The organism is Lentiprolixibacter sp., assembly GCF_982873095.1.
Genome location: NZ_CEYNTP010000123.1, coordinates 2,362 through 8,062 on the forward strand (window position 1 = coordinate 2,362; position 5,701 = coordinate 8,062).

Consider the following 5,701-nt stretch of genomic DNA (forward strand, 5'->3'; position numbering starts at 1 on the left):
TCTTATTTTTTTGTATTACCCCAGCCGCTTCAGGCCACTTTTTTCCTCTAGTTTTTCACACAAGCACCAACGCCAAAATCTGGAGCCCTTTTCAACACCCTGTTGGGAAGTCCCCGTAAAACCTGACATATATCATTGTTTGCGCGGGTCTGCCCGGCTACTTTTATCACTTAAATTGTAATTCTGTGGCCATGATAAAAATCTTGCTACCAACGGACTTTTCCGAAAATGCTTGGAATGCCACCGAGTATGCATTGAAGATATTTGAGCAGGAGCCCTGTACTTTTTACCTGGTCAATACCTATACTCCGGCCATTGTCCACAGCAGGTTTATGGCCACAACGGTACATGGTAGCATGCTGGAAGACAATGTACGGCACCAGTCTGAAAGTGGACTGGAAGAAACAGTTGCAAAAATAAAGGCGCGTTATCCGGATACCAAGCACCAGTTTGAAACCATTTCCTCATTTAGTTTATTGACAGAGGAAATTAGGGAGGTGGTGGAATCTAAAGAAATTGATCTTATCATCACAGGCACAAAAGGTGCTTCTGGTTTCGATGAGGTTTTTATGGGTAGCAACTCTGTACGTATCATAAAAACGATTAAAAGATGTCCTGTATTGGCTATCCCTAGCGAATTCCAGTATCGGGCACCTGTGAATATCGCATTCGCCACGGATTTTAAGCGTAATTTCAGTCCCAAGGCCCTGGCCCCCCTAAAGAAGCTCGCTGACCGGTTTGAATCTGCCATTCAGATTCTGCACATCCAACAGCGGGAGGAACTCGACGATTTCCAGATAAAGAACCGTGATTTGTTGCTGGACTACTTTGCCCCTATAAGGACTACGCTGCACAGTCTTGCTTATTATTCCGGAAAGGCAGATGTATTGGAACACTATCTGGAAGAGCATGATGTGGATATGCTGGCCATGGTACATTACCGGTATGGGTTCCTTGAAGAACTGGTACGTGAGCCGGTAATCAAACGCGTGGCTTTCCACACCCGCATACCGATGATGGTGTTGCCAGAATAACTACACCTGGAGTACTCCCTACTTGCTATCCCGGTATAGCAGTTCTTCCCTCACGGGAAAATCTTCGTAAAAATCCTCAAAGGTCTTGTCCGTGGTATAGTTATCCGTAAGTACCCGGTAAACCATGTAGGCGATCATGACCTGGCCCAGGACAGTGACATAAAATACCCAATTAAAGGGAAAGTTCATGGTGACCATGATGGTCACTATTATGAGGAGCATTGTGGTTGCTCCTACCCAAAACATAGCAGAAGTTTTCATTTTTGTTTGCAAGTTAACCAATAATCCCCTGGACCGTTGTTAAGGTAATGGTAAATGAGGTGTCACAACGAAACGGTGAAAGACGAGACTTTGAAAATAGCTAATCCAAAGTATTATGAGAATGGAAAAGCTTTCGTATCTTTGTAGTGTTGTGTTGGGTATTAGTTATGCTAATACCAAGTTGTGACCCAAAAAAACGAAAGATGTTTTACGGGTTAACCAATGAAAGGCTTTCCAGTTTGGGAGGCTTTTTTTGTTGGCCATTACATCGGATTCATGGCTATGAGTTTAAGGGGACATTTCCCCTGTAGTGCTTCATCAAGCGCGGATTTTGTCGTAATTTTGATGGAATTCATAAACTGCAACAAGAACATGCCTCTCTATCACAAATTGGGGAAAATCCCACACAAACGCCATACGATATTCAAGAAGGAAGACGGCACCTTGCACTACGAACAACTCTTTGGTACCATAGGGTTCGATGGCATGTCTTCCCTGATGTACCACCTCCACCGGCCTACCATGGTGAAGGAAGTGGGGAAAACCCTGGATCTGCGACCCCGGGCCGTTGTGGAGCACAACATGAAGTCACGGCTACTGAAAGGCCTTGAGGTTGCCCCTGAAGCAGATTATCTGGATAGCCGTAAAGTAATCCTTTTCAACAAGGACGTACATATCGGCCTGGCTGCACCAAAGACGTCCATGACTTCCTATTTCTACAAAAACGCCGACGCCGATGAATTGCTGTTTATACACAGAGGAAGTGGTACTCTGAGAACCCTGCTCGGTGAAATCCCGTTTGAGTACGGGGATTACCTGTTAATCCCAAGGGGTATGATCTATCAGATCCATTTTGACACAGATGATAACCGTTTATTGGTAACAGAATCCTACCATCCGCTTTACACCCCCAAGCGTTACCGAAACTGGTTTGGTCAGCATCTGGAGCATTCTCCTTTTTGCGAACGGGATTTTAAACTCCCCCGCAACCTACAGACACATGACGAACAAGGGGAGTTCCTGATCAAGGTAAAGAAACAGGGGCAATTGCACCACCTCATTTATGCTTCTCATCCATTCGATGTCGTGGGATGGGACGGTTACAACTACCCCTATGGTTTCTCGATTCACGACTTTGAACCGATTACCGGTAGGGTCCATCAACCCCCTCCGGTGCACCAGACCTTTGAAACCAGTGCTTTTGTAGTGTGTTCATTCTGCCCCAGATTGTACGACTATCACCCCGAAGCAATACCGGCTCCCTACAACCATTCCAATATTGATTCGGATGAGGTCCTGTATTATGTGGATGGGGACTTCATGAGCAGAAAGAATATCGATAAGGGATATATTTCCCTGCACCCGGCCGGGATACCCCACGGCCCACATCCGGGCACCTACGAGGCGAGTATCGGGAAGAAGGGCACCGGGGAACTGGCGGTAATGATAGACACCTTTAAGCCTTTGCAACTCACCCAACAGGCCCTGGATCTAGATGACGGCAAATACTACCAATCCTGGTTAGAGTAATTCGGGGTGCCGGAGCACCTGATGCAATAAACCAGCGGCAAGTTTGGCCGTTTGTCCATCGCGATCATAAAGCGGGTTGAGTTCCGCGATATCCATGCTGATGAGCTTTCCCGAGCGGATGATTTCCTCCAGTGCCCAAATCGCGATCTCCGGATCAAACCCAAAAGGAGAAGCTGCGCTTACCCCCGGGGCATAGGCAGAGGAAAAACCGTCCAGGTCTATGGTCAGGTAAACCCGATCTACCCTGCTGAAAAACTCCTGTAATTTATTTTTCAGAAAGTCCGTATGCCGCATGTTAAATCGGGTGTTCTTAACGAAGGACACCCTGAATTCCTTAGCCGTTTCAAAAAGTTCCGGCGGGTTGGCATCTTCCCTGATCCCCAGGCAGAGGTAGTGAAAGGGTAGTTTACGCCCCTGCTGTTCCTGTGCGATCTGATAAAAGGGGGTGCCAGAATTATTTCCTCCAGCATTGTTTCGCAGGTCAAAATGGGCATCCAGGTTGATTATCCCAAGGGTAGTACCGGAACCCAAATAATCATGTACCCCGGAAAAATGTCCGTAAGCTATATCATGCCCGCCGCCCAGCACTAAGGGGAAATACCCTAAGCCTAGAAGGGAATGCACGCTTTTGCTCAGGTCTTTCTGTGTGGTCTCCATGTCCCCATCCTCGCAGACAAGCTCCCCTGCATCAAGCAATTTACTGCTCCTGTCTAGAGGGCAGGGTAGTTTGCCCAGGGCCTCCTTAATGGCCAAAGGGCCATCTTTAGCCCCAACACGCCCCTGATTGCGCTTCACACCCTCGTCGCAGGCATACCCCAACAGGGCAAAACCTGTGGGCTGAGACTTTGGCGGAGAGTTCATGTCAAGCATGGCTACTACTTCATGGAGGTACTGAGCGGTTCCGGTTTTGCGTCCCTGCCAAATTTCAGGGTTAGGGGGTTGATACACATTCATAGCGTGAGGTGTTGGTTATTATTATTTATTAAACAAGTTGTTCAATAGCCGATCTTCCACCCTATGGGGAAGAGTGATTTCCAGTCCTGGCGTACGCGACATTTCCCTTTGAATGGCAAAACGGGCCTCCTCATTCCGGGCCCAGCTTCGCCTGGCAATCCCGTTGTTCACATCAAAGAAGAGCATGCTCCTCAGTCTGTCATGTGCTTCATCAGAACCGTCCAGGACCATCCCGAATCCACCATTGATCACCTCACCCCATCCAACACCTCCTCCGTTGTGGATGGAAACCCAGGTAGCGCCACGGAAACTATCCCCAATTACGTTGTGAATGGCCATGTCTGCCGTGAACTTGCTCCCGTCATAGATATTGCTGGTTTCACGGAAAGGGGAGTCAGTACCACTTACATCATGGTGATCCCTTCCCAGTACCACTGGAGCGGAAATCCTTCCCTCTTCAATAGCCGTATTGAAGGCTTCAGCAATCTTTATCCGACCTTCAGCATCGGCATAGAGGATCCGGGCCTGTGAGCCCACCACTAAGCGGTTGGCCTCAGCCTCTTCAATCCATTTGATGTTATCCTGAAGCTGCTGTTCTATCTCATCCGGGGCTTTTTTGTGCAGTTCCCGCAACACTTGAAGTGCGATTTGATCTGTGGTTCGCAGGTCCTCCGCTTTTCCTGAAGCACACACCCATCGAAAGGGCCCGAAACCATAGTCAAAACACATAGGCCCTAATATGTCCTGAACATATGAGGGATATCTGAAATCCTTTTGGTTTTCTGCCATTACTGCAGCACCTGCCCGGGAAGATTCGAGGAGGAAGGCATTGCCGTAATCAAAGAAGTACATGCCTTTCTCGGCATGTTGGTTGATCGCTTTTACCTGTCGCCTTAGGGATTCCTGTACCTTCTTTCTGAAAAGTTCAGGATGTTCAACCATCAATTGATTGGCCTCCTCATAGGATAAACCTACGGGATAATACCCTCCCGCCCAGGGATTGTGCAGGGAGGTCTGGTCAGATCCCAGATGAATAAAGATCCCTGCTTTGAGGAAATGTTCCCAAACATCCACAACATTGCCCACATAGGCGAGGGAAACGATCTCTTCAGATGCAACGGCCTTTCGTGTGCGCTCTTCCAGGGTTTCAAGGTCGAATACCAACTCATCCACCCATCCCTGATCGTGCCGTTTATGGGCGGCGGCCGGATTGATCTCCGCACAAATCGTAATGCAGCCCACAATATCACCTGCTTTGGGTTGTGCTCCGCTCATTCCCCCAAGTCCCGAGGTAAGAAAGATTTTTCCTTTCGGGCTTTCCCCTTTGGCAAGCACCTTCCTGAATGCATTCATCACGGTGATGGTGGTACCGTGCACAATGCCCTGGGGACCGATGTACATGTAAGAGCCGGCCGTCATTTGCCCGTATTGGGTTACCCCCAGTGCGTTATAGCGTTCCCAGTCATCTGGCTGTGAATAGTTAGGGATCATCATGCCATTTGTCACGACAACCCTGGGAGCACTTTTGCTGGAAGGGAAGAGGCCCATGGGGTGCCCGGAATACAGGTGCAGGGTCTGAGTATCCTGCATGGTGGCCAGGTACTTCATGGTGAGGAGATACTGTGCCCAGTTCTGGAACACGGCCCCGTTTCCGCCATAGGTGATGAGCTCATCAGGATGTTGGGCAACGGCCGGGTCCAGGTTGTTTTGGATCATGAGCATAATTGCTGCTGCCTCCCGGCACTTGGCAGGGTAGTGGTCTATGGGCCGGGCGTGCATGGGATAGTCCGGTTTAAAGCGATACATATAGATACGTCCGTAATCCTCCAGTTCTGTAGCGAATTCTGCAGCGAGTTCCTCATGCCAGACTTCGGGGAAATAACGGAGGGCATTGCGCACGGCCAACTGCTTTTCCTCCCGGC

5 protein-coding genes are annotated in these 5,701 nt (G+C 48.9%); 2 read left to right on the forward strand and 3 right to left on the reverse strand.

Features of this window, described 5'->3' with window-relative positions; genetic code table 11:
- Positions 1 to 191 precede the first annotated feature (191 nt).
- Positions 192 to 1,034 (forward strand): universal stress protein, encoded by an 843-nt coding sequence (locus AC4E7D_RS08565; RefSeq protein ID WP_490173390.1) that lies wholly within the window; start codon positions 192 to 194, stop codon positions 1,032 to 1,034.
- An 18-nt stretch (positions 1,035 to 1,052) separates the two neighbouring features.
- On the opposite strand, the gene AC4E7D_RS08570 is transcribed toward AC4E7D_RS08565, so the two are convergent.
- Positions 1,053 to 1,280: a hypothetical protein gene (locus tag AC4E7D_RS08570; protein ID WP_490173391.1), complete on the reverse strand. Its 228-nt coding sequence runs from the start codon at positions 1,278 to 1,280 to the stop codon at positions 1,053 to 1,055.
- Positions 1,281 to 1,667: 387 nt separating this feature from the next.
- Here AC4E7D_RS08570 and AC4E7D_RS08575 point away from each other — a divergent pair, with 387 nt between their 5' ends.
- On the forward strand, positions 1,668 to 2,825 hold the full coding sequence (locus AC4E7D_RS08575) for a homogentisate 1,2-dioxygenase (RefSeq protein ID WP_490173392.1): 1,158 nt from the start codon (positions 1,668 to 1,670) through the stop codon (positions 2,823 to 2,825).
- Here AC4E7D_RS08575 and hutG read toward each other — a convergent pair.
- Both hutG and hutU read right to left on the reverse strand, forming a co-directional pair.
- A complete protein-coding gene (gene hutG / locus AC4E7D_RS08580) occupies positions 2,817 to 3,779 on the reverse strand; it encodes a formimidoylglutamase (protein ID WP_490173393.1) in 963 nt (320 codons plus the stop codon). The two genes, AC4E7D_RS08575 and hutG, sit on opposite strands and share 9 nt — an antisense overlap.
- A gap of 21 nt (positions 3,780 to 3,800) precedes the next feature.
- The coding region (hutU, locus tag AC4E7D_RS08585; RefSeq protein ID WP_490173394.1) for a urocanate hydratase at positions 3,801 to 5,701 on the reverse strand (1,901 nt) is incomplete at its 5' end.